This window comes from Vibrio sp. Vb1026 (assembly GCF_033338745.1).
In the GTDB taxonomy this organism is placed as follows: domain Bacteria; phylum Pseudomonadota; class Gammaproteobacteria; order Enterobacterales; family Vibrionaceae; genus Vibrio; species Vibrio alginolyticus.
The window spans coordinates 1-20,708 of the sequence record NZ_JAWOTH010000020.1 but is presented as its reverse complement, the minus strand read 5'-3'; the positions used below and the strand labels follow the sequence as shown (position 1 = coordinate 20,708).

Here is a 20,708-nt window from a genome sequence, read left to right as displayed (position 1 = left end):
GATTATTCCTTAATGTAACATTTTGATACATTAGTACTTGTCGCTGAGTTGCATAGCAATCTGATTTTTATCGATTTAACTCAGTAACAATCCAAAAAGGAGAACAAAATGGAAAGCAGAGGTTTAGGAAGGGGTTTAAAGGTGGAAGAAAGACGTCAGTTACTACATAAAGGATTAAAAGCAGCCGTATTTGGCGTACCGCTGTTGGCAATAGGCTTAACGATTAATAGCTCGGTGCTGATGACCGATGCGGGTTACAGCTACGTGCATCAGAATAATATTACTGGTGAGTTGGATGTGTTTACTGAACCTGGCATTCATTTTCGCATGCCATTTCTGTCCAAAATCACCAAGTATGACCAAGTGATCACCGTGTCATTCGGTAACAGCAAGGGCGAAGATTTTTATCAACGCCTTGATGCGATTCAGGTTCGATTTGCCGACACCTATATTGGTCAGATCCCCGTAACATTCCGCTTTAAGCTCAGTAATGACCCTGAAGCGGTGAAGAAGATGCACAAAGAGTTCCGCAACAACAGTAACTTGATCGATGCGCTGCTTGTAAAGAACGCACGTAACGTAACGGTGATTACCGCAACCCAATACACGGGTGAAGAGTTTTTCCAAGGTGGCTTGAACCAGTTCAAATCGAAACTTGGCGATCAGTTACGAGAGGGGATTTATCTAACAGAGCGACGTCAGGTTGAAGTGGAAGAGTTGGATCTTGCGCCTGTTGGGGCGAATCAAGCCAATCCGAACCAATTACAGCGCACCAATCAACTGGTATGGAAAACCGTGCCTGTCGTAGACAAAACCGGGCAACCAATTCGTCAAGACAATCCGTTACAACAATACGGCATTCAAGTGACGCAGGTGACCATTGGTGACCCACAGCCAGAAAAGCAATTAGATCAGCTATTGGCAGATAAAAAGCGTTTAGTGGCGGATCGTATTCGCGCGATTCAGGAACAAGAAACGTCGAAAGCACAGGCAGAGACCGAGCAGTTACGCAAAGAGATTCAACGAACACGTGAGGTGCAAGACGCCCAGCGTGGTAAAGAACTCGCAATTATTGCTCAGCAAAAAGAAGTGGAAGTTGCACGTCAGATTGCAGAGCGTGAAATCGTTGAAGTGGAAAAGACCAAACGACTTGCTGAAGTCGAGAAGGAGAAAGAGCTAGCTATCGCAGAGGCTAACTTAGCGATTCAAAAAGCGAACGCACTTTCTGCTGAGTTTGAAGCGAAAGCGATATTAGCGAAAGGTCGCGCAGAATCTGAAGTCCTAAAAGGTAAGTATGCGGCGTTAGGAGCAAACCGTGAAGTTTACTTGGCAGAATTGAATCGAGACGTAGCGAACTCGCTGTACAACAATTTGCAAAACTTCCAAGTTCAGATGCCACAAAATTACATTGGTGGAAGTGACGAAACGGGCTTGAAAACAAACCTAGATGTGATTACTGGCTTTGGTGCTCTGGGTCTTATGGACCAGACAAAGAAGGTCGCACAGCAATAAGATCATGGGTGGTCAAAAGCTTAAAAAGCAAAAAGATCATAGGTAACCCAAAGCAATAAAAAAGCTGGCATTTAGCCAGCTTTTTCTTTTTTGGTCAGTCTCTTAAATCATGAAGATAAAGATAACTGCTAGTGCAGTGATGAGGCCTGCAAATGCATAGCATGCAATTTTACCAATCACACCAGTGTGGAATTTAAGGTCGTGCATGCCGTGGTGTACACGGTGCATTGCGTGCCACATTGGCAATGCTAGCGTGCCAATGATGAATAGCGCACCGATGATGCTGGTTGCGAATGCAGAGACACGCTCGTAGCTCATCGCTTCTGCGTCAATCACGCCTAGTGGTACCAAGATACCTAGCACAAGAACAGTGATTGGCGTGATCATCGCGAACCAAGTACCGCCTGCGCCAAACAGACCCCACCAGATTGGCTCATCAGAACGTTTTGGTGATGTGTTTACACTATAATTCGGTTTCATTGCTCAGCTCCTTACACCACGATGAGAACGATCAGTGAGATGAACGCAACCGCGGCCCACTGAGTCAATACGATGATCTTCTTGTCCACTGGTTTGCCTTTCAAACGAATTGGCATTACTTGTGGCATCATGCTGAAGAAAGTTTGAGCGTGGAATAGGCTACCGAGTAGTGCAACGATGTTGATTGCGACGACGATTGGGTTCGCCATGAACGCTAACCAACCTTGCCATGCTTCAGGACCTTTCACCAAGCAACCTAAACCGAAAGTTAGGAACAGAGTGAATAGAATTAACGGAAGCACCGTCGCTTCACGTAGCATGTAGAAGCGGTAGAAAGGATGGTTCTTCCACCAAGTGCGTTTTACTTCACGAACGTAAGGTTTACGATTGCTCATCCTTATGCCTCCACTTTCTTTGGTGAACCATCAGGTTTCAACATAGCAATCACGAAGTCCATAGAAGACTCCACTTTGCCTTGGTTTACAGCCGCTGCTGGGTCAACGTTCTTCGGACAAACTTCAGAACAGTAACCAACAAACGTACAACCCCAAGCACCGTTTTCACCGTTGATAAGCTTCATGCGCTCATCTTTACCGTTGTCACGGCTGTCTAGGTTGTAGCGGTGGGCTAGCGTTAGTGCAGCAGGACCGATGAACTCTGGGTTAAGACCAAACTGAGGACATGCTGCATAGCATAGACCACAGTTGATACAGCCAGCGAATTGCTTGTATTTCGCCATCTGTTCTGGCGTTTGCAAGTTCGTACCGTCTTCTGGTTTACGATCGTTACCAATGATGTATGGTTTGATTGCTTCTAGGCGCTCGATGAATGGCGTCATATCAACAATCAAGTCTTTCTCGATTGGGAAGTTCGCTAGAGGCTCGATAGTCACGCCGTCTGGGTAGTCACGTAGGAAGCTCTTACAAGCAAGTTTCGGTACGTTGTTCACCATGATGCCGCAAGAACCACAGATCGCCATACGACAAGACCAACGGTAAGACAGATCTTTGTCTAGGTGGTCTTTGATGTAACCAAGTGCGTCAAGTACAGACATGGTTTCATCGAATGGGACTTCGAATGTTTGCTTGTATGGTTCTGCATCTTTTTCTGGGTCGTAACGCAGGATGTCTACTTTTTGAATGCGATTTGCTGACATTATGCTTGCTCCTCTGCGTTCTTCTCTTCAGCCGCTGCTTTTTCTGCTGCTTCACCGTATAGACGAGCTTTTGGTTGTGACTTAGTGATGGTCACATTGCTGTAATCGATACTTGGTGCTGACTCTGGCTTGTAGAAAGCAAGTGAGTGTTTTAGGAAGTTCACGTCATCACGTTCTGTACAACCGTCGTCTAGACGTTGGTGCGCACCGCGAGATTCTTTACGTAGAATCGCAGAGTGAACCATCGCTTCTGCGACTTCTAGGCCGTAACCCACTTCGATTGCGTATAGAAGGTCTGTGTTGAACACTTTACCTTTGTCTTTGATGCTGATGCGTTTGTAGCGTTCTTTCAACTCAGTGATTTTGTCGATAGTCGCTTGCATCAAATCTTCTTGGCGGTAGATACCACAGCCCGCTTCCATGGTGTGGCCCATTTCTGTGCGTATTTCTGCCCAGTTTTCGTCGCCTTCTTGGTTCATCAGTTTCGCGATGCGCTCTTCAACGGCTTTGACTTGCGCGTCAATTGCCGCGTCGTTCCAACCTTTGAATTCTGCCGCGCGTTTCACTGCGTTTTCACCCGCTACGCGCCCAAATACTACGAATTCAGCCAGTGAGTTTGAACCTAGACGGTTTGCACCGTGAAGACCAACAGACGCACATTCACCCACCGCGAATAGGCCTTTAATGCGAGTTTCACAACCGCCGTCCGTTTCAATACCACCCATGGTGTAGTGAACGGTTGGACGAATTGGAATTGGCTCTTTTGCAGGGTCCACGTTTACGTAAGCTTTTGCTAGTTCACAGATGAACGGTAGACGCTCTTGTAGGTACTCCTCACCAAGATGGCGAAGGTCTAGGTGCACCACGTCACCCAGTGGGTGTTTGATGGTGTTGCCTTTCTGTTGTTCGTGCCAGAAAGCTTGAGAAACTTTGTCACGAGGACCCAGTTCCATGTATTTGTTCTTCGGTTGGCCAACTGGAGTTTCAGGGCCCATACCGTAATCTTGTAGGTAACGGTAGCCATTCTTGTTAACGATGATACCGCCTTCACCACGACAACCTTCCGTCATCAGGATACCTGTACCAGGAAGACCTGTTGGGTGGTATTGAACGAATTCCATATCACGTAGAGGAACGCCGTGACGGTAAGCCATTGCCATACCATCGCCCGTTACGATACCGCCGTTGGTGTTACAGTGGTAAACACGGCCCGCGCCACCTGTTGCTAGAACAACAGATTTTGCTTTGATAGTAACAAGCTCGCCTTCAGACATGTGAATAGCAATCAGACCTTGAACTTCGCCTTCATCAACAAGCAGATCCACCACAAAGTACTCATCAAAACGTTTGATGTTGCTGTACTTCATTGATGTCTGGAATAGCGTATGAAGCATGTGGAAGCCAGTTTTGTCTGCAGCGAACCAAGTACGTTCAACCTTCATACCACCAAAGCGGCGTACGTTGACTTCACCGTTCTCTTTACGACTCCATGGGCAACCCCATTGCTCCATTTGGATCATTTCGCGAGTCGCGTTCTCTACAAAGTATTCAACAACATCCTGTTCACATAGCCAGTCACCACCGCCAACAGTGTCGTTGAAGTGGTTGTCTAAGCTATCTTCATCCTTGATAACTGCTGCTGAGCCACCCTCTGCAGCGACCGTGTGGGAGCGCATTGGATAAACTTTAGAAATCAGAGCGACTTCTAAGTCTGGGTTTGCTTCAGCCGCTGCAATAGCAGTACGAAGACCAGCGCCGCCTGCGCCGATGACTGCGATATCTGTGGTGATAATTTGCACAGTTATCCTCCAGTGTGTGATTGCGGAAATCCGCTTGTTATTGTCATTACGAGGCGCTCTTTAAAAAGAACTCCCCAAAAGTAGTAGGGTTAGTGTAGATGAGCCACATGGCAGAAAAATTGATGTAATTGGGTTTTTGCTTCGGTAATGCACTTAAGGGCATAGAATTTATAGGTTATGTGACTGCTATCACGGCATCGAGGTTTTGGCCCTCAAGCATTAACATTAGGGATGTTAAACCTGTGTTGCGCGACATTAACCGCATGGATAATAGGATTTTAACTGAGTGTTTTTTGTTCTGCGGCACGAGTAATGCTTGCCTCAAATTGGCGAGCACATTAGTAAAAAGAAGAAGGGATATTCCTCTCTTCTTGAAGAGTAAAAAGAATGTAGAATGAGGCTTTCCTCGCTGAATTAAAGTTTGAGAGACTTGTTATGCAAACCAACTGGCAACCTACTGCTTCCATTGACCAACTTCGTCAACGTGCGACGTTAATCGCGTCGATTCGACAATTCTTCGCTGACCGACAGGTGATGGAAGTCGATACGCCAGCCATGAGTCACGCAACCGTGACTGACATCCATTTGCATACTTTCCAAACCGAGTTTGTTGGCCCAGGCTATGCCGATGGCAGTAAGCTGTTTTTTATGACCAGCCCAGAATTCCATATGAAGCGCCTTTTGGCTGCGGGCAGCGGTTGTATTTATCAAATCAACAAAGCATTTCGTAATGAAGAGAATGGTCGCTACCACAACCCTGAATTCACGATGTTGGAGTGGTATCGCGTTGGCTTTGACCATCATAAATTGATGGATGAAATGGATGACCTGTTGCAGCTGGTATTGAAGTGTGGCGCAGCGCAGCGCATGACGTATCAGCAAGCCTTCATTGATGTGTTGGGTGCGTGTCCACTGGAAGGCTCAATGACTGAGCTGAAAGCGGCGGCAAGCAAGCTGGGTTTGAGTGACATTGCTGAGCCAGAAGAAGATCGCGATACGCTGCTGCAACTACTATTTAGCGTGGGAGTAGAAAACAAAATTGGTCAGGACGTGCCGGCTTTTGTGTACGACTTCCCTGCATCACAGGCGGCGCTTGCGAAAATCAATCCTCAAGATCATCGCGTCGCGGATCGTTTTGAAGTGTACTTTAAGGGGATAGAGCTGGCGAACGGATTTCATGAACTGGATAACCCGAAAGAGCAATTAGCGCGCTTTGAACAAGATAACGCAAAGCGTATCGAAATGGGTTTAAAACCACAGCCGATCGATTATCATCTGATCTCTGCACTGGAAGCAGGGTTGCCAGATTGTGCAGGGGTCGCGTTGGGTATCGATCGTTTGATCATGCTGGCGCTAGGCTGTGACCACATTGATCAAGTGACGGCCTTTCCATTTCCAATTGCATAAGGACGTCCAATGAACCTGACGGCTGCACGTTTCGTCATCTTTAGCTACGCCATATTGATCGCTTTTTTATCTCTGAGTTCAGGTGAACTGCAAGACTGGGGCAATATCGCGTATCTCGACAAAATGCAGCACGCTATGGCGTATAGCGGCTTTGCGTTTTTAGGTTGTTTTTGTGTGTGGCGTTGGCGTCAACGTTGGGCGGTGGCGATTAGTATTTTGCTATTCAGCGCCGTTATTGAGTGGTTGCAAGGGTATGTAGGGCGACAAACTTCTTGGTTAGACCTTGTCGCCAACTCAACTGGCATCTTAACTGGTCTGTTATGTTACCGTATTTGGAGCCTCTATCGACCTAGGTTGGTGAAGTCGCTATACTCGATTCGTTAATGAAGAGGGAACACGATAACAATGAAAACGCGCGACAAAATCGTCTACGCGGCACTGGAGTTGTTCAACCAACATGGTGAGCGCAACATCACCACCAATCACATTGCCGATCACATCGAAATTAGCCCTGGTAATCTGTATTACCACTTCCGCAATAAGCAAGAAATCGTTCGTGAGATCTTTGCGCTTTATTCAGCAGAACTTTTAGAAAGATTTACCCCTATTCAAGGTTCGCAAGAGAGCCTGACTATGCTGAAGAGCTACCTAGACTCTATTTTTACCTTGATGTGGAAATACCGCTTTTTCTACGCAAACTTACCAGAAATCTTGTCACGAGATGAACAGCTACACGAACAGTACATCGATGTGCAAGAGAAGCTGCAAGCGAACCTCATTGCTATTATGCAAGAGTTCGTAACGATGAAGCTGTTGAATGTCGATCAACAACAGTTGAAGTCATTGGTATGTACATTGCACTTGATTGCGTGTAGTTGGTTGGCGTATCAATCCGCGATGGCTTCAAAAACCAACATTACCGAGCAAATGGTGAAGCAAGGGATGTTGCAGATGCTTAATGTCGTTAAGCCATTAGCAACTGAGCAGGGCTTAGAGCAGCTACTGTTATTAGAAGATGCGGTTAGCAATCTACACAGTTAAACGTCAAACTGCTTAATATTTCGAGAGTCACTCTCATTTTCGAGTCGTGGCTCGAGTTGACTTGTCAAATATGCCACGCACAATAGTCCCATACGCTAAAAACCCTTGCAGGGATAAGATTCTCGATAAAGGAACTATCGCCCCATGAATTACGACATTTTTAATGGTGATGCTGATGGCATCATTGCTCTTCTACAATTGCGTTTGGCTGATCCTGTCGATGCCCAGTTAATAACCGGTGTAAAGCGCGACATCAAGCTGGTGGAAAAAGTAGACGTGCAAGCGGGTGATGAGCTGACTGTGTTAGACATTTCGATGGAAAAGAACATGGCAGGTCTAGAGCAAGCTTTGGCTCAAGGCGCGCACGTCTTTTACGCCGATCATCACAAAGCGGGCGACATTCCTCAGCATGGTAATTTGGATGCGCACATCGATCTCGATGCCAACATGTGCACGGCGTTGATTGTCGATAAGTTGCTTGATGGGCGTTTTCATGACTGGGCGATTACGGCGGCTTATGGCGATAACATGATTGCTAAAGCCGATGAGTTAGCGAATAACGCGGGCTTGTTGCAGCAACAGAAAGAGCAGCTAAAAGAGCTGGGTACTTTAATTAACTACAACGGCTACGGATCGAAGGTCGAAGATTTACACTTTCACCCTGCGGAGCTGTACCGAGCTTTGCTGAAGTACACGTCACCATTTGAAGCTATTGAAGATACGGCCTCGCCATACTACCAATTGCAATCGGCTTACCAACAAGACATGGAGGCGGCTCTCGCAGTGCCTGCCATGCATGAGAGTGGTAAGCTGAAGTTGTTTGAGTTACCAAACACGGCGGCATCACGCCGAATCAGTGGTGTTTATGGCAACTGGCTAGCAAACCAAACCCCTGACTCTGCGCATGCGGTACTTACTGAAAATGCAGATGGTACTTATACGGTTTCACTCCGCGCCCCATTAAACAATAAACAAGGTGCCGTTGCCGTGTGTGGTCAGTTCCCGACAGGTGGGGGGCGAGAGGCGGCGGCAGGAATCAACGCGTTAAGCAAAGATGATGTGAATGCTTTTATTGATGCGGTAGAAACCTACTACGCATAGCATTTTCCAAAATATGAATACAAAAAAGGAGCCGAGTGGCTCCTTTTTTATTATAAGTCTATGAGTCAGATAATCAGCGTTTTAACCAAGATTTCGGATTCTGCGCTTCACTATTACGACGAATTTCAAAGTACAGCGATGGTCTGTCTTGACCACCTGTATCACCCGCGAGAGCAATCACTTCGCCGGCGGTGACTCGGTCGCCTTCTTTTTTAGTTAAGGCTTGGTTGTAACCATAGAGGGTCATGTCACCTTTGCCGTGGTCGAGCAGTACCACTAAACCGTATCCGCGCAGATACTCAGCAAATACGACAGTACCAGGATAAACGGCTTTCACTTGTTGACCATAGTTGGCAGACAACACCATACCCTTCCAATTTACCTGCCCAGTTTGTCGCGTACCAAAGTTGTGTAACACACTGCCTTTGAGTGGCCAAGGCAACTTACCGCGCTGTTTGCCGAGTCCGTCCATTGGCACCGCATTACGCTTCGCTGCTTTGGCGATCTCTGCTTTTAAACGGGTTTCGTTGCGTTGCAGCTCGGCTAAGTAGCGTTTGTCATTCTTGATACTGCTCTGAATTTTATTCAGGGTTTGCTTACGCTTGGATTGTGTACTCGCTAGCGCTGTACGTTTTTCGGATTGCTGCTTGAGCAGAGTCTCGATTTGCTCTTTTTCTAGCTCGAGCTGGTTTTTGTTGTGCGCTAATTCTTGGGTTATTTTGGTGATCGCATCAATCACTTCAGCACGTGCTTTAGCTAAATGCTGGAAGTATTGGCTCATGCGGTCTTCTTCCACACCTTGATTTAACAAGTGACCATTGGCCTTCGCTCGCTCGGTTACGTAATACGTTTGCAGCAGCTGTTTGAGTTCTTCTTCTTGCTCTTGACGCTGTGCTTCTTGCAAGGCAATTTTCTCTTCCAGGTTTTCTATGTTTTTGTCTGCTTGTGCGAGGTTAGACTTGGTTTGTCGTATTTCACGCTCAAGCTTAGAAATACCAAGCTCTTGATCTTTTAGTGATTTCTGTAACTCATTGAGCTGCTTTTCTTGGGAAGAGAGCGATTTGCGCTGACGGCTTATCTCACTGGATACGCCTTTGAGCTCTTGCTGACTCACAGCAGAGGAGGTAATGGGATAAGTGGCAGATAAAGCACAAGTTAATAAAATAGCCGAGCGTAGAACAGGGTGATTTTGTTTTCGCACTTGAGAGTTACCTACCACGTTGTTGTCAAAAAGGTTTGTTGACGATTAAATACCATCTCCATGGATAAAGCTTTGCGACTTGCCGTTAAAGCCTTGATCCATATCGAGAGAGGGTTTATCCGTTTTTGGACGTCCGACGATTTTTGCAGGCACGCCAGCCACCGTTGTGTGAGGAGGCACGGCTTGCAATACCACAGAGCAAGATCCGATTTTCGCGCCTTCACCGACTTCGATATTGCCAAGAATCTTTGCACCAGCTCCGATCATCACACCCTCGCGAATTTTCGGGTGACGATCACCGCATTCTTTACCAGTACCACCAAGGGTGACATCTTGCAGTATAGACACGTCGTTTTCGACCACGGCAGTTTCACCAATCACGATGCCTGTTGCATGGTCGAGCATGATGCCACTACCAATGCGCGCTGCAGGGTGGATATCGACCTGACATGCTACCGAAATCTGATTTTGTAGGTAAGTCGCAAGAGCGTGACGACCTTGCTTCCATAGCCAGTTTGCTACTCGGTAGCCTTGCAGTGCGTGATAGCCTTTTAGGTACAGCAATGGCATTGAGTACATTGAAACAGCAGGGTCGCGATTGACCGTGGCACAAATATCACAAGCCGCGCCGTCAGTGATGGTTGGATCAGCTGCAAAGGCTTCTTCAACCACTTCACGTACAGCCATCGCTGGCATGGAAGCGGTGTTCAATTTATTAGCCAGAATATAACTCAGAGCGGCACACAAACTTTCATGCTTGATAATGGTGGCATGATAGAAGCTCGCCAGCATAGGCTCTTGTTCTGACATTTCACGGGCTTCTGAGACAATTTTGTTCCAGACTTTTTGTTTTTCGCAGTGTTTCATTCTCAATATCCAGAGTGGTTCTTCCGTGACCCGACAACTTCAATTTTTCTCAGATGAGCTGCAAAGGGCGGTAGATTGCTACTTTCCTTCGGCTTTTTTGTCACGAGCAAGTAAATCTTGCGCTGCTAAGCGCGCATCTTTTCCTTGATACAATACTTGATAAATTTGATCAACTATCGGCATCTCAACACCCATACGTTGAGAAAGTAGCCATACTTCTTTTGTATTGCGGTAACCTTCAACCACTTGACCAATTTCTTCTTGAGCCGTATCAACGTCTTTACCTTGGCCTAATGCCAAGCCAAAGCGTCGGTTACGTGATTGGTTATCGGTACATGTCAGGACAAGATCGCCTAAACCCGCCATGCCCATAAAGGTTTCTGGCTGTGCACCCAGCGCAGCACCAAGGCGACTCATTTCAGCTAAGCCACGAGTAATTAATGCAGTACGGGCGTTGGCGCCAAAACCGATACCATCAGACATACCTGCACCAATCGCAATAACGTTTTTCACAGCGCCGCCCAGTTGCATACCAATAAAGTCACTATTAGCGTATACGCGGAAGGTTTTGCTACAGTGGATTTTTTCTTGTAGATCCGCAACAAATTCAGAATCTGGAGACGCAACTGAAATTGCTGTCGGCATACCCATTGCGAGCTCTTTCGCAAACGTTGGGCCAGACAATACTGCTAGTGAGTAGTTTTCACCGATAATGTCATAAGCGACGTCTTTCAGTAGGCGCCCCGTTTCAGGTTCAAGCCCTTTGGTTGCCCAACAGATGCGAGAGTCTTCGCGCAAGAATGGTTTACAGCTGTTTAGCACGATGCCAAAGACATGGCTTGGAACCACAACCAACAAATCTCGGCTTGCTTGAACGGCTTTTTCTAAATCCGATTCAATGATCAAGCTTTCAGGGAAATCAACACCTGGTAAGAAGGCATGGTTAGCTCGGTCTGCTTCTAGGCGAGCCATGTGCTCTGGCTCGTGTCCCCAAAGGACAACGTTCGCGCCGTTACGAGCGAGTGAGATTGCCAAAGAGGTGCCGTATGAGCCTGCGCCAATCACAGTCATTGCGATGTCTTTACCGTAAGCATTGTTTGTATTTGCTTGTGTCATGCTACCGCCTAATTGTCTTGCTACTAGTAGAATCTAGTTCCTAATCGTCAAATTTTACGCCTTCTGGCGATTAGGAACTAGGAACTTTTGTCAGAAATAAAAAATGCACATTGCATCGGATGGTAGACGCTCTGTGCATTTTATTTGATTCGGTGACGTCAGCACTGTGGCTATTCGTCACTTATAAAACGTGAATTACGCTTCAGCTTCGCCTTGTTGAGCTTGCTGTTGTAGGTAGTTCATGAATAGCGCGTCAAAGTTTACTGGCGCTAGGTTCAGTTGAGGGAACGTACCTTTAACGACTAGGCTTGAGATAGTTTCACGAGCGTATGGGAATAGGATGTTCGGGCAGAATGCGCCTAGGCAATGTGCAAGTTGACCAGCTTCCATTTGTTCAGCAGTGAAGATACCACCTTGTTGAACTTCACATAGGAACGCAGTCTCTTCTTCGTTCTTCACAGTAACGGTTAGGCGTAGAACAACTTCGTAAACGCCTTCACCAAGCTCACGGCTTTGAGTGTCTAGGTCTAGTTTAACGTCTGGGTTCCACTCTTTCTGGAAAATTACTGGAGAGTTCGGCGCTTCAAAAGAAACGTCTTTTAGGAAGATGCGTTGAATTGCGAAGTTTTGTTGTGCGTCTTGAGGTGCTGCTTCAGCCATTTTTTAATCCTTAAATCAATATTTGTTGAGCCTAGAAACGTCTAAGCTCAGAAAACTGGTATGTCCTGAGACTAACTGAGCCAATCTACCTTGACTAGATGAAGCGTGTATTACGTGCAAAGCGTCACAACTTAGTGCTCCAACTGCTTTCAATTTGCTCAGTTTTTTGTCCGCGAGGCTTGGTAAAAGCGCGTTTAAACGCGAACTTTCGTTCTTGCCACGTTCCTACTTTTTACCGCGAACTAACGGCAGGTTCGCTTCGTTCCACGCAATCAAACCATTTTTTAGTAGGCTCACTTTTTCGAAGCCAGCTTTTACTAATAGGTTTGCGCTTTCTTGAGCGGTCTGTCCTGTCTTGCATACCACAATGATTGGGTCTGATTTGTGGTTTTCAAGGTTACCCAAGTTACCCGCTTTGATGTCTGACGGTAAAATGTGAAGTGAGTCGGTGATATGACCTTTTTTGAACTCGTCCTTGGTACGGATATCCACTACAACGCCGTTTTCACGGTTCATAAGATGAGTCAGTTGGTTTACGTTGATTTCTTTGTATGCGGCTGTCGCTGACTTCACGATGTTCATGATAAAGGCGACAAGAAGACCTACCCAAACCAAAGATAGAATCATGTTCTGTTGGAAAAATTCAATGTACTCTTGCATGTCTTGAGCTCTTACGCTGTTGGCGGAAAAATAAAGCAGGAGTATAGCGAGGTTACGGCTCTTAGGCGAGAGGGTTAAAATTTTCTAACGAATAATTGAGATCTCTATAAACCCTTTATGCCCTTACTATCCGTACATTTCGCTCTGGTAGCTTGATTGCTTTTGCCTATTGGACTTATCGGTTTAAGTGACTTCTGTTTTACTGAGAAAAGAGAACAATAGGTATTAACCCATCTTGTTTGATGTTGCTTTAAATTAGCGCTGTTTCAAGTGCAAAAATAAGAATGAGAAGCGTAAGAAAACCGAACTTAGACTGGGGTGTACAAAGCGTATTAGAAATGACTATGCTTGTGGAACACGATTGTCGGCACTGACTCGTTGTTCGCTTAACTTGTAAGATAGCAACAATAAATCGCAAACATTATTTGATCTTAACCTACAGTTTTGGTTAAAAAGTGTAGTAAAATTACGCTAGTTTTGTTTCAAGGTTAGATAGGGCAGCGAGGCCCTACGCCAAAAGTTACTTAAATTTGATGAGGTCATCACTATGTCAGCTAAGAAGCCACTGGCTCTAGTTATCCTTGACGGTTACGGTTACCGTGAAGACACAGCAAGTAACGCAATTGCGAATGCGAAAACACCAGTAATGGATGCTCTGATTGCGAATAACCCACACACATTAATCTCTGCTTCAGGCATGGATGTTGGCCTTCCTGATGGTCAAATGGGTAACTCTGAAGTTGGTCACACTAACATTGGTGCAGGCCGCGTTGTATACCAAGACCTGACTCGTATCACTAAATCAATTGCTGATGGTGAGTTCGAACAAACGCCTGCGCTAGTTGAAGCAATCGACTCTGCTGTGAAAGCTGAAAAAGCAGTACACATCATGGGCCTGATGTCTCCAGGCGGTGTTCACTCTCACGAAGACCACATTTACGCTGCAGTTGAAATGGCAGCGGCGCGTGGCGCAGAGAAAATCTACCTACACTGCTTCCTAGACGGCCGTGACACACCACCACGTAGTGCTGAAAACTCACTACAACGTTTCCAAGACCTATTTGCGAAACTAGGTAAAGGCCGCGTTGCTTCTCTAGTAGGTCGTTACTACGCAATGGACCGTGACAACAACTGGGATCGCGTCCAAGTTGCTTACGATCTTCTAACTCAAGCTAAAGCTGAGTTCACAGCAGAAACGGCAGTTGCAGGTCTAGAAGCGGCTTACGCTCGTGAAGAAAACGACGAATTCGTTAAAGCAACAGCTATCAAAGCGGAAGGTCAAGAAGACGCAATCATGCAAGATGGTGATGCGGTTATCTTCATGAACTACCGTGCTGACCGTGCACGTCAAATCACTCGTGCATTCGTTCCTGCGTTTGACGGCTTTGAGCGTGCAGTATTCCCAGCAATCAACTTTGTGATGCTGACTCAATACGCGGCTGATATCCCTCTAGCTATCGCATTCCCACCTGCGTCTCTAGAAAACACTTACGGTGAGTGGCTATCTAAACAAGGTCAAACTCAGCTACGTATCTCTGAAACAGAGAAATACGCACACGTGACTTTCTTCTTCAACGGTGGTGTTGAGAACGAATTTGAAGGCGAAGAGCGTCAATTGGTTGCTTCACCAAAAGTTGCAACGTACGACATGCAGCCTGAAATGAGCTCTCCAGAACTAACAGATAAGATGGTTGCGGCTATCAAGTCTGGTAAGTTCGATACCATCATCTGTAACTACCCGAACGCAGATATGGTTGGTCACACTGGCGTTTATGAAGCGGCTGAGAAAGCAATCGAAGCTCTAGATGAAAGTGTGGGTAAAGTGGTTGAAGCAATCAAAGAAGTTGGCGGTCAACTATTGATCACTGCGGACCACGGTAACGCAGAAATGATGATCGACCCTGAAACTGGCGGCATCCACACTGCTCACACTAACCTACCAGTGCCTCTAATCTATGTAGGTGACAAAGTGGTTGAATTCAAAGAAGGCGGTAAACTGTCTGACCTTGCACCAACCATGCTTTCTCTAGCTGGTCTGGAAATCCCAGCAGAAATGACGGGTGAAGTATTAGTTAAATAGTTAACTAACGGCTCAGCATGACAAAAGCCCGAGTTTAAACTCGGGCTTTTTTGTATCTGGCAGTAAGGACTGGTCTGCAAGGTTACTGAACCAATATGCCCGCACCAATCACAGCTAGGGCTGCGCCCAACCATGCAAATCGGTTTGGTCGGCGTTTGGTGTAAATCCAGAGCAGTGGTAGCAACATAATTGGCGTGGTTGAAGATAGAAGGGCAACCATACCTACATTTCCTTCTTGCAGTGCGTATAAGATTAGCGTCATGCCGACGGCCATCGCCAAGAAACCATTAAGCGCAGTAATACCAAATATGCGCCAAGTAATGTGTTGCGTCGAGCGAGCGACTTTGACTCCTAGAATTAACAACATGCTGTGGGCGAAAAAGGCACTGATCATTCGAATAGCAGAAGCCGCAACTGGGTCAATACTGGTTTGCATTACTGGCTTGGCGATGATGCCGCCCAATGCTTGGCACATTGCTGCGGTTAAGCCAAGTCCAATGCCCACCCAGATGTTACCTTTAATGTCTTCCAAGACGTTATTCACTTGACCTCTTCGGCCAAAGAATATCGCCATCACCACGCCGCTAAATACCAATGATGCGCCCAGTAGTTCTATTGTGGTCATGACTTCGCTAAATAAGAAGTAGCCCAAGATGGCAGAGAACACGGCGTGGCAAGAGAAGAGTAACCCGGCTTGTCTTGGCCCCATACGATTCAAACACGCGAATAGAGCGGTATCGCCAATAAAAATACCAATCAGTCCTGAGGCCATCATTGGCGTTACATGTTCCCAAGAAACCGTTAACCAGCCGCCAGTTATCCAGGCCATAGTTGATAAGATCACGGCTGTGCAGCCCATACGCCAGCGGCTGTAAGAAAATGCGCCTAGGTGTTGTGCAGGAATGACCGAAATTAGGCTAGAAACTGCCCACAGAAAAGCGGCGCATAAAGCAAGCCATTCGTAACCCATGATGTGTCGACGTCCTTGTAGAGTAGAGGAGTCTTAATATGCACGAAATTTATGGGATGTAAAAGCCGCTCTGTAAGGGCAGTAGCTGGAGAGCAGCTCCATGACAACACGCTTTTTCATGGAGCTCTTCGATTAAAACAGTACCAAAACTGCGCCATACACGATAAGTAGACCAATCAAACCGAGAATCAGGCCTACTTTCGCCATGTCTTTGCTCTCGATGAGGCCTGTTGAATAAGCCAAAGAGTTTGGTGGTGTGGAAACCGGTAAGATCATGCCAAGTGATGCGGAGAAGGCTACGACAACCAGTAAACCTTGTAGGCCGCCAACCGCAATAAGGCTTGGCATGGATGTACCAATAGCGGCAGCAATAGGCATCAATAAGTTTGCCGTTGCGGTATTAGACATAAAGTTCGCCATTAACCAGCACACTACCGATAGGGCTAAAACAACGGCAAATGGTGATAGCAGGCTGTAATCAATAGCGTGCGCTAATGCTTCGGCTAAGCCTGTTTTGTCTAAGGCAATACCAATTGCTATACCACCGGCAACCAGCCATAAAACATCCCAGTTAATTAGCTTGAGCTCTTCTTTTCCCATAATGCCCGTTAACGTGAACACTGCTAGTGGGATAATCGCGACAACATATGTATTCATGCCATGCACTTTCGTTGTCATCCAAAGCAAAATGGTTAGTGCAAAAGTGATGTAGACGACGATCGCACGCCAGCTCTTTTTGAATGTACCATCTAGCTTTAGTTTCATTTCTGGTTCGCTAGACGGAAACAGCTTTTGCAACAAGAACCAAGCTACAGTGAGTTGTACCAACACAAAGGGTAGACCCATTGTCATCCACGATAGGAAGTCTATCGCGTTTTCTCCAGTGAGATATTGAAGCGCTATCGCATTAGGTGGCGTGCCTATCGGAGTCGCAATGCCGCCTGTATTCGCTGCAATTGGAATACACAACACCAGTGCTTTAATGCCTAAATCCCCTTTAGGTGCTGAAGCGACGATGGGGCCAAGCAGGGCTAGCATCATCACGGTCGTGGCAGTATTGGACATAAACATTGAAAAAACGGCGGTAATTAACATCAAGCCCAGCATGATGAACTTAGGTTGGGTGCCGAATGGTTTTAATAGAACTCGGGCGAGGTTGTTGTCGAGCTCGTATTTGGAAGCCGCAATCGCAAGAGCAAAACCACCCATAAAAAGAATAATGATCGGTGAAGAGAAGGCCGAGAAAATATCGGTGTAAGCAATTAACTCTCCTAAATCATGCCCCGCTGGTGGATTGCGAAATAGATGCAAACCTTTATCCGATATCATGATCAGTTCAAGAGCGATAATAAGAATGGACGTAGCAAAAACGGGAACCGGCTCGAGAACCCAAAGTAGGGCAGCAAGAAGAAAAATAGCTAACAGGCGATGCTGAATTAAAGTGAGATCGTCAATAGGAATAGCATCGATCGGCATCATCAAAACACCGAGCGGAATTAAAAAGCACACCAGCAATTTCGCCAACGTGTTTACACTCATCTTTGGCATTGGCTGCCCCTCTAAATATTCATTCTAAGCGCAGGATAATTGATTGTGGAATGAGGGTCTTAGAGGCAGGTATGAGTTTGAGAAATAGAGGCTAAATTTCGAACGGAGTTTTGCTTTTTATCAATAAAAAGAGCCCTGAATAAAGGGCTCTTAACGGTGTTTTACTCAATTTTTTAAGGCGTAAGGTGTGCCCATAACGGTTGGCTTACCGTTTTCCATGCTTGCGTCAAACTCAATCGCGTCTTTGGCAAACAGGTTAATAACAGTAGAACCCAGTTTGAAGCGGCCCATCTCTTCGCCTTTTTTCAAGATCACGGCCTTGTCACCCTCTGCTGGGTAATCCCATTTGTAGACAGTGTTTCCACGAGGCGGAGTGATCGTGCCAGCCCATACTTGCTCAATGCTACCAACAATTGTCGCACCAACAAGCACCTGTGCCATTGGACCAAACTCAGTATCGAAGATACACACCACACGCTCGTTACGTGCAAATAGGTTTGGTACGTTTTCTGCTGTCAGAGGGTTTACTGAGAACAGGTCACCTGGTACGTAAATCATTTGGCGCAGAGTGCCGTCACATGGCATGTGTACACGGTGGTAATCGCGCGGAGATAGGTACAATGTCGCAAAAGAACCATCTTTAAATTCGTCAGCTAAATTCGCGTCACCGCCCAGCAATTCTTGTGCTGAGAAGTGATGACCTTTTGCTTGGATAAGTTGACCATCTTCAATAGGGCCAAACTGGCTAACACAAGCGTCGGCTGGATGAGTGATGACGTTTTCGCCTTCAGAAATTGGGCGTGCGCCTTCTTTTAGCTCACGAACGAAAAACTCGTTGAACGTTTTAAAATGCTTAGGATCTGAGTGCTTTGCCTCATCCATATTCACATTGTATTGTTTGATAAACCAACGAATAACTGCTGTTGTTAGACCGCCAGCTTTTGCTGAAGCCAGTTTACCCATTAGGCGAGTGAGGCCGTGTTGTGGGATCCAGTACTGCAGTCCAACTTTAAACTTGTCCATCTTTAATTCCGATACTTCTGTTAGATTCGCGCTTTAGGGCGCGTGATGTTACTGAAATTTAATTTGCTTGTCAGTATTAGGTGAAGACTTTTTACACAGTTACAGCCTTAACTCAATTACAGATCGGCTTTTTTATTACGTGAATACTGACGATTTGCTTTGTTTTCAACCATGCTTTCCAAAATGCGATGATAGTTTTCAAAGCGAGTTTCGTTAATTTCCCCGTTCTCGACAGCTTCGCGTAGAAGGCAGCCTGGGTCATCATTGTGTTTACAATCTCGGAACTTGCAACCGCCTAAATATGGTCGAAATTCAACGAATGCTTTTGTTACTTCTTCTGCTTCCAAATGCCAAAGACCAAATTCACGTACTCCAGGTGAGTCGATCAAATCGCCACCCGTTGGAATGTGGTATAAACGTGCAGCCGTCGTGGTGTGTTGGCCCAAGCCAGAGTTCTCAGAGACTTCGCCTTCTTCCACTTCGCTCTCTAGTTCCGGCATTAACGCGTTGACTAAGCTGGATTTCCCTACGCCTGATTGACCAACAAAGATATTAATTCGGTCACGCAGCAGGGTTTCTAGTTCAGCAATGCCTTCTCCAGACTTCTTGCTGACCAGAAGCACTTTATAGCCAATGCGTTCATATTCTTTGAGCCATTCTTCATACATTGCACGATCATCGGCTTCTAGAAGGTCGACTTTATTTAAGACCAACAATGGCGCAATATTCAGTGTTTCTGATGCAACGAGATAGCGGTCAATAATATTTAGCGATAGCTCTGGTAATACCGAAGAGACAATGACCATTTGATCAATATTGGCTGCAACGGGTTTTAGGCCATCGTAATAATCTGGACGAGTGAGCACTGAAGAGCGAGGTTCTACCGCTTCAACAACACCAGAGATGCCCGCCATAGACTCCAATCCTTCGCGCCATAAAACACGATCGCCAGATACTAGAGACTCAATACCACGGCGGAGGTTACAGCGTTGAATTTCGCCTGTATCAAGGTCTTCAATGTCCGCGTGCTGACCAAAACGAGTGATCACGAGACCTTGCTTGCTGGCGCCTAGCATGTTTTCATCCCACTGGATGGAATCTTCTTGCTTCTTCAAACGCTTTTGTTGGTTGCTACGTACGCGTCGCACCTGACCTTTGGTTAACTTTTTCTTCTTTGCCACAATTCTGTACTTTATGTGAATTTACTCAAATGGTTGAGCCGTACTCTTGGCTCCGTGTATGAGTATCGTGTTTCTCGTATTTTGAGGTATAGTACCTCTTTTATCGATAAACAAATAGGCGGCGTAACCATGTCCTTTAGCGATCAAAACCTAATTTGGGTTGATTTAGAGATGACAGGGCTTGATCCTGAAACGCACAAAATCATCGAAATTGCTTCTATTGTCACGGATAGCGAACTAAATATTTTGGCTGAAGGTCCAGTGTTAGCGATTCATCAGCCGGAAGAAGAACTAGCGAAAATGGACGACTGGTGTACTAATACGCATACGGCAAGCGGTTTGGTTGAGCGCGTTCGAAACAGTCAAATCTCAGAACAAGACGCAGTCGCACAAACCATTGAATTTTTAGAAAAATGGGTGCCAAAAGGGGCGTCGCCAATATGTGGTAACAGCATTGGGCAGGATCGTCGCTTTTTATACAAGCATATGCCTGAGTTGGAAGAGTTCTTCCATTACCGATATGTTGACGTTAGTACTCTTAAAGAACTAGCACGTCGCTGGCAACCTGAGGTGCTAAATGGGTTCACTAAACAGGGAACACATTTGGCCTTGGACGACATTCGTGAGTCCATCGCGGAACTTAAGTACTATCGAGGTACTATTTTCAAGATTTAACTGTTAAGGTTGCGATCCAAATTGTTGTAATTTATATCGCTTTTGATTGCTTTTTCGTCGTTCAGTAAAAAAATAAAGTTTTTTTGAAGGAAGGACTTGCATCACAAAAAAATGCTCTTATAATTCGCAGCCCTAAACAGCGGAAACGTTGTTGATGCGACACTAGCTCAGTTGGTAGAGCGCAACCTTGCCAAGGTTGAGGTCACGAGTTCGAACCTCGTGTGTCGCTCC

Annotated in this window: 20 protein-coding genes and 1 tRNA gene; 8 read left to right on the top strand and 13 right to left on the bottom strand. The window is 46.1% G+C overall.

Annotation, left to right across the window (positions count from 1 at the left end; genetic code table 11):
* The first annotated feature begins 108 nt into the window (after positions 1–108).
* The gene (locus tag R7E47_RS21105; protein WP_005386397.1) at positions 109–1,512 is read left to right on the top strand and encodes an SPFH domain-containing protein; all 1,404 of its coding nucleotides are present in this window, start codon (positions 109–111) and stop codon (positions 1,510–1,512) included.
* Between the two features lie 102 nt (positions 1,513–1,614).
* Here R7E47_RS21105 and frdD read toward each other — a convergent pair whose 3' ends face one another.
* The 4 genes from frdD to frdA are packed head-to-tail and all read right to left on the bottom strand — an operon-like array spanning position 1,615 to position 4,947.
* A complete protein-coding gene (gene frdD / locus R7E47_RS21100; RefSeq protein WP_005381493.1) occupies positions 1,615–1,992 on the bottom strand; it encodes a fumarate reductase subunit FrdD in 378 nt (125 codons plus the stop codon).
* 11 nt (positions 1,993–2,003) lie between these two features.
* Positions 2,004–2,387, bottom strand: coding sequence for a fumarate reductase subunit FrdC (frdC, locus tag R7E47_RS21095; RefSeq protein ID WP_005381491.1), 384 nt, complete (start codon positions 2,385–2,387; stop codon positions 2,004–2,006).
* Between the two features lie 2 nt (positions 2,388–2,389).
* Positions 2,390–3,148 carry a succinate dehydrogenase/fumarate reductase iron-sulfur subunit gene (locus R7E47_RS21090; protein ID WP_005381489.1) on the bottom strand — a complete coding sequence of 253 codons (759 nt, stop codon included), beginning with the start codon at positions 3,146–3,148 and terminating at the stop codon, positions 2,390–2,392.
* Positions 3,148–4,947, bottom strand: coding sequence for a fumarate reductase (quinol) flavoprotein subunit (frdA, locus tag R7E47_RS21085; RefSeq protein ID WP_005381487.1), 1,800 nt, complete (start codon positions 4,945–4,947; stop codon positions 3,148–3,150). Before frdA ends, R7E47_RS21090 begins: the two co-directional genes overlap by 1 nt.
* Positions 4,948–5,382: 435 nt before the next feature.
* Here frdA and epmA point away from each other — a divergent pair, with 435 nt between their 5' ends.
* The 4 genes from epmA to R7E47_RS21065 all read left to right on the top strand — a co-directional run bounded on the left by epmA (position 5,383) and on the right by R7E47_RS21065 (position 8,496).
* Positions 5,383–6,354 (top strand): elongation factor P--(R)-beta-lysine ligase, encoded by a 972-nt coding sequence (epmA, locus tag R7E47_RS21080; RefSeq protein WP_132937287.1) that lies wholly within the window; start codon positions 5,383–5,385, stop codon positions 6,352–6,354.
* Between the two features lie 9 nt (positions 6,355–6,363).
* Complete coding sequence (locus R7E47_RS21075; protein ID WP_017635567.1) at positions 6,364–6,738, top strand: VanZ family protein; 375 nt, start codon at positions 6,364–6,366, stop codon at positions 6,736–6,738.
* Positions 6,739–6,759: 21 nt separating this feature from the next.
* A complete protein-coding gene (locus R7E47_RS21070; RefSeq protein WP_005381480.1) occupies positions 6,760–7,395 on the top strand; it encodes a TetR/AcrR family transcriptional regulator in 636 nt (211 codons plus the stop codon).
* Between the two features lie 144 nt (positions 7,396–7,539).
* Positions 7,540–8,496 carry an acetyltransferase gene (locus R7E47_RS21065; protein ID WP_017821834.1) on the top strand — a complete coding sequence of 319 codons (957 nt, stop codon included), beginning with the start codon at positions 7,540–7,542 and terminating at the stop codon, positions 8,494–8,496.
* 73 nt (positions 8,497–8,569) lie between these two features.
* Here R7E47_RS21065 and R7E47_RS21060 read toward each other — a convergent pair whose 3' ends face one another.
* The 5 genes from R7E47_RS21060 to R7E47_RS21040 form a co-directional block, all read right to left on the bottom strand.
* Positions 8,570–9,715: a murein hydrolase activator EnvC family protein gene (locus R7E47_RS21060; protein ID WP_005381476.1), complete on the bottom strand. Its 1,146-nt coding sequence runs from the start codon at positions 9,713–9,715 to the stop codon at positions 8,570–8,572.
* Positions 9,716–9,742: 27 nt separating this feature from the next.
* Complete coding sequence (cysE, locus tag R7E47_RS21055) at positions 9,743–10,564, bottom strand: serine O-acetyltransferase (RefSeq protein WP_005381475.1); 822 nt, start codon at positions 10,562–10,564, stop codon at positions 9,743–9,745.
* Positions 10,565–10,642: 78 nt separating this feature from the next.
* Positions 10,643–11,680: an NAD(P)H-dependent glycerol-3-phosphate dehydrogenase gene (gene gpsA, locus R7E47_RS21050; RefSeq protein ID WP_005381474.1), complete on the bottom strand. Its 1,038-nt coding sequence runs from the start codon at positions 11,678–11,680 to the stop codon at positions 10,643–10,645.
* A 195-nt stretch (positions 11,681–11,875) separates the two neighbouring features.
* A complete protein-coding gene (gene secB, locus R7E47_RS21045) occupies positions 11,876–12,340 on the bottom strand; it encodes a protein-export chaperone SecB (RefSeq protein ID WP_005386410.1) in 465 nt (154 codons plus the stop codon).
* Positions 12,341–12,565: 225 nt separating this feature from the next.
* Positions 12,566–13,000: a rhodanese-like domain-containing protein gene (locus R7E47_RS21040; protein WP_054389116.1), complete on the bottom strand. Its 435-nt coding sequence runs from the start codon at positions 12,998–13,000 to the stop codon at positions 12,566–12,568.
* 547 nt (positions 13,001–13,547) lie between these two features.
* On the opposite strand from R7E47_RS21040, the gene gpmM reads away from it, so the two are divergent.
* Positions 13,548–15,080 carry a 2,3-bisphosphoglycerate-independent phosphoglycerate mutase gene (gpmM, locus tag R7E47_RS21035; RefSeq protein WP_172563464.1) on the top strand — a complete coding sequence of 511 codons (1,533 nt, stop codon included), beginning with the start codon at positions 13,548–13,550 and terminating at the stop codon, positions 15,078–15,080.
* An 82-nt stretch (positions 15,081–15,162) separates the two neighbouring features.
* On the opposite strand, the gene R7E47_RS21030 is transcribed toward gpmM, so the two are convergent.
* The 4 genes from R7E47_RS21030 to rsgA all read right to left on the bottom strand — a co-directional run bounded on the left by R7E47_RS21030 (position 15,163) and on the right by rsgA (position 19,802).
* On the bottom strand, positions 15,163–16,050 hold the full coding sequence (locus tag R7E47_RS21030; RefSeq protein WP_005386417.1) for a DMT family transporter: 888 nt from the start codon (positions 16,048–16,050) through the stop codon (positions 15,163–15,165).
* Between the two features lie 132 nt (positions 16,051–16,182).
* Entirely contained in the window at positions 16,183–17,598 is a 1,416-nt protein-coding gene (locus R7E47_RS21025; protein ID WP_005386418.1) for an SLC13 family permease, read from the bottom strand.
* Positions 17,599–17,763: 165 nt separating this feature from the next.
* Positions 17,764–18,621, bottom strand: coding sequence for an archaetidylserine decarboxylase (asd, locus tag R7E47_RS21020; RefSeq protein WP_033907177.1), 858 nt, complete (start codon positions 18,619–18,621; stop codon positions 17,764–17,766).
* A gap of 116 nt (positions 18,622–18,737) precedes the next feature.
* Positions 18,738–19,802, bottom strand: a complete 1,065-nt coding sequence (gene rsgA / locus R7E47_RS21015; RefSeq protein WP_256901389.1) for a small ribosomal subunit biogenesis GTPase RsgA — start codon at positions 19,800–19,802, stop codon at positions 18,738–18,740.
* A gap of 129 nt (positions 19,803–19,931) precedes the next feature.
* Here rsgA and orn point away from each other — a divergent pair, with 129 nt between their 5' ends.
* Positions 19,932–20,477 (top strand): oligoribonuclease, encoded by a 546-nt coding sequence (orn, locus tag R7E47_RS21010; protein ID WP_017635574.1) that lies wholly within the window; start codon positions 19,932–19,934, stop codon positions 20,475–20,477.
* A 156-nt stretch (positions 20,478–20,633) separates the two neighbouring features.
* Positions 20,634–20,706, top strand: a tRNA-Gly gene (locus R7E47_RS21005).
* Positions 20,707–20,708: the final 2 nt, after the last annotated feature.